The organism is Rhodopseudomonas sp. B29, from assembly GCF_000333455.1.
In the GTDB taxonomy this organism is placed as follows: Bacteria; Pseudomonadota; Alphaproteobacteria; order Rhizobiales; family Xanthobacteraceae; genus Rhodopseudomonas.
Genome location: NZ_BADD01000483.1, coordinates 1 through 3,856, shown reverse-complemented (window position 1 = coordinate 3,856; position 3,856 = coordinate 1). Strand labels below are relative to the sequence as shown.

Sequence of the window (3,856 nt, the reverse complement as noted above, 5' to 3'; positions counted from 1 at the left end):
GATGACGTTTCTTCAGCTCGTCTTGCCGACGTTGGGAGTCGTAGGGCAATGGCAGCATAAAGTGCTTCGCGACGAGGTAGCCGAGATCGCTGAGCATGTCGACGAGGTGATGATCGTTCTCATTCGTGATCAGAACGATTTTTCGTCCCGAGAACCGTCGCTCTGCCAGGCCCTTCCGGAGCGCATCACGAAGTAGTACACGTTGGAAAATCAAGCTCGCCAAACCAGCAAATCCAAAGGACAGCGCGAAGTCCCAGCGGATCTCGTGTTCCACGGCGTAGGTGGTCGCGATAAGGAGGGTGAGGACGCCGAGCCAGATCGTGCAAACCGCACGGATCTGATTGCGAAGGTCGAGCAGAGCTTTAGGTAAGTACACGTTGCAGGACTTCGCGACTGCGGTGAACACCACGGAAATCGGCAGTGCGGCCGCTACCAACCGTAAAACGTCCTGCGAAGCCCCGAATAAAAATCTGTTGGTATAGCCAGCGATGAGGCTGGCAGTGAGAATCGTGCCGATGTCTGCCAACAACGCCAGAATATCTACCGAATCGTAGGGAACCGGCCATTTCTTATCCTGGACCCGGGCGTTCGCAGCACCTGAGCTCGGCGCAATTTCGATATCGAAACGTCTCCTCGCAAATTGCATCGCAATCGCCTATTTAAATTATATTAACTATAATATCCTGGTTCGGGTGTGGTTAATTTGCAAGGGGTTTATTAAATACGTTTGCGATAAATTAAATGGCTTCGCTGCGTCAGCCCGGTCGGGCGGCGATCAACTCGGTGCGAAAGATTTCAAGTGGCTTGGGTCAACTGAAGTAACGGTTTGCTCGACCAGACGTTTTCCAGCGGGGGACGCCGTTCGATAGGCCTGAACCAACGCAACACGATGGTCGGCCGATCCGGAAAGCGCAGTTCGGATGTCGCGGCGTATGAAATCGGTGAGTTCGTCGTCGTCGGAGATGTCGATCAAACGCAATGCCTGTGCCAGCCGAGTCGGCAGGAGGCCGGCCTGGTTGGGGGCGGTGTAATATGACATCTTCAGAAGCGCGCCGAGGCGGCAGGTGGGCAATCTGAGCTGATCGCAAGTGGCCCCCAGCATCAACCACGCGTCTCCGCGATACGGCGCGTAGTGTAATGTCTTGAGCAGAGCTTTCGAGGCTCTCGCGTTGCGGTCGTCGCTCAGATCGAATTCTAGCGCGTGGTCGGTCCACAGCATGCTCGCATGTGCGAATGCGGCCACTGCCCACAAGTCGCCTCGCACGGCCGCCATTTCGGCGGATCTATCTGCTCGTTCTCCATCCTGCCGAGCGACGATGGCGCGCCGCTGCTCGACGGGAAAATCAATGGTCGGCGACCGCGAAAGCTCAGGCAATAGAATCCAGGCGCCCTGCGCGGTCAGAACCAGCGCATAGGCCAGCAGCGCACCGCGTTGTCGCCAGAACTGGAGGGGCGGGTCCGTGGTGGATGGCGCCGCGCTGGAAGCCTCTGACACTGAGGCCGCCGCGCCTTTGCTCTGCGCCAATGCAAGTCCGAATGTGGCGCCCAGAATGATGCATGGGGCGAGCAACAGGCTGCCGCCGGCCGATAGCGCTGAAAGCAACGACGCGGCTATACAACCCGCGCCTGCGGCCGAGTAGACATAGTCCCGCCGCCGTTGCAGGGAGTCCCTCATCAAAAGGACAGCCCATGTGACCGCGATCAGCACGATCCCCCAAAGAAATGGTTTCCCCATTTCGATTTCGATCGTCTCCGTCGCTGCGATGTCGGACATTTCGATCGCGGGTTGACCCACCGTAAACCGGCGCAAGCCCAGCAAGAGTTCCGGCTCCAATCCCTAATGACCTGGCGTCGTCCATCATCCTTGTAATCAGGTCGTTGTCAGCGCGGCTGGGCATGAACGCGATGAATGAGGCCAGAGCAAGCGCAAGCAATGCACCTGCGCCGGCTTGCCCCCAATAATCGAAGGCGCCCTTGCGAATGACGAGGACGGCCAGCAGGAGGCCTGCGCCAAAAAGTGCTGCGAACAACAAGGCATTGGGTCCGATGTAGACGATCGCGATGAGGTTGATCAGCAATGCCGCGCCTGCAGCCGCGATCCGGGCGGTGGGGCGGCGCTGTCGGCTCCGCAATTCGGCGGGCGGCGATTTCTCATAGGCCTGAACGATCGCCGCGGCGGCGATAACGAAGCCGAGAACACTGATAATCTGCCCGGAAGCCGCGGCAGCGGGTGAGACAACCGGAAGCAAACCGGGCGGCAGAATGCGATCGGCGATCCGCTCGAGCGAAACGAGAGCGGCAGTTCCTGCCAGCGTCGATAGCAGCAGTTCGGCGGCATGGCGATGTTGGCCGAGCAGGGTCGCGAGCAGGGTGATTGCCACGAAGCAGCACAGGCGGCAAATCACCAAGAACGTCGCCCCAATATCGACCGTCACCGACCCGGATGGCTCTTCCCCAATGGCCATAGCGGCGCTCTGCCATATCGGATTTATCAGCGGGCCGCCTGGCATCGGCACGACCTGAAGAATCAATACGAATAATGTGGCAGCAAGTCCGACGAGATAGATCGGACCGATGAGCGTGGGCAGCCTGGATTGTTCTTTTGCCGATGAGGTCTCGACGAAGATCGCGATGCAACAAGCGACGACCACCAAAACGATGCCGTCAGCGATGAGGCTCGGAAACAACAGCAAGATTGGTGAGGATGCGATCAATCCATAAAACAAGACAAATAAAATGCTCGGACTCATGCCTGCCTCTACCGATGAGGTTGGACCCATTGGTGAGGTAATGTTTAATTTAAATGCAAATTTAATTCAATGTCGCGGGCTCGCGCAGCGGCGAGCCCTTTTTCGACGATCGGAGCCTATCTCAACCTATCGGGCAGTACCGGTTATCGGTGTCGGCGTGGTGATAATTGTCGTCGAGGTGCCACCGTTGATCGCAGCTTTCAGCGCATAGCCGTTCGTTGCGTAAAGGATGGGGTCGTTGGCCGTTGCCATAATGGTGCGCAGGAAGTTCAAGAACTTCGTGGTCTCGACCGACATCGCATTCGAGACGAAGATCACGTCCTTGTTGCGCATCTCGAAGCTCTGGGTGAGGAAATACCCTCCCGGGTCTCGAAGATTCACAGAATAGATCACCGGAATAATCGGCCCCTCGAAAGACGACACATCCACGCCGAGTTGGCGGGCCACTTCCCTGGTTTCGCCTCGATACAGGAAGACGGAGGCCGGGTCCGCTTGATTATCGGTGAGGCCTCCAACCCTGCCGATCGCTTCAGCCAGCGAAAGCCTCCACGCATCAAACTTGTATTGCCCCTGATTTCCCGCCGCACCAAAGGCCACAAAAGTCTGCGACTGATTGTAGAGGTAGATGACGTCAGACGGCAGCACGAAAATATTGTTGGCTGGCTCATAGACCAGCGCTCCGAACGGGACGCTGGCGCGGTGCCCCTCGCGCTCCAGCGTGACCCACATATCGTAACCTTGGGAGGCCGGGCCACCTGCTCTTGCTATGACGTCGACGATGCGCTCTCCAGCCGGGCTCGCAGGGAAGCGGCCTGAATTCTTCACATCGCCCAATACGCTGATCAGCGACGTTCGTTGTTCTACGACCGTCACCACCACCTGCGGCTCGATTGCGCGGTTTTTCAGTGCGTCGATGATAGCGCGCTGGACTTCTGGGGGCGTGCGTCCGCTTGCTCGGATCGGTCCAGCGTAAGGCACGGTGATGTTGCCGCGATCGTCGACCGCCTGATTGGGGATGACAACGAAATTACCCGGTCGAACGCCTGCCTCCGCGGGGATAAACAAGCCGCCGGCCGCCGCCTCGAAAATTGGACGCGACGAGTCGC

General features: G+C 58.3%; 3 protein-coding genes and 1 pseudogene. All 4 read right to left on the bottom strand.

Annotated elements, in window-relative coordinates; all coding sequences use genetic code 11:
• A pseudogene (locus I5M_RS17185) lies at positions 1-646 on the bottom strand (undecaprenyl-phosphate glucose phosphotransferase); the annotation flags it as partial.
• A 129-nt stretch (positions 647-775) separates the two neighbouring features.
• The gene (locus I5M_RS33765) at positions 776-1,375 is read right to left on the bottom strand and encodes a hypothetical protein (protein WP_244432037.1); all 600 of its coding nucleotides are present in this window, start codon (positions 1,373-1,375) and stop codon (positions 776-778) included.
• Positions 1,368-2,750, bottom strand: a complete 1,383-nt coding sequence (locus I5M_RS30020) for a hypothetical protein (protein ID WP_244432036.1) — start codon at positions 2,748-2,750, stop codon at positions 1,368-1,370. Before I5M_RS30020 ends, I5M_RS33765 begins: the two co-directional genes overlap by 8 nt.
• Before the next feature lie 126 nt (positions 2,751-2,876).
• Positions 2,877-3,856 (bottom strand): polysaccharide biosynthesis/export family protein (locus I5M_RS17175; protein ID WP_022722520.1); only part of this gene is annotated, 980 nt, incomplete at its 5' end.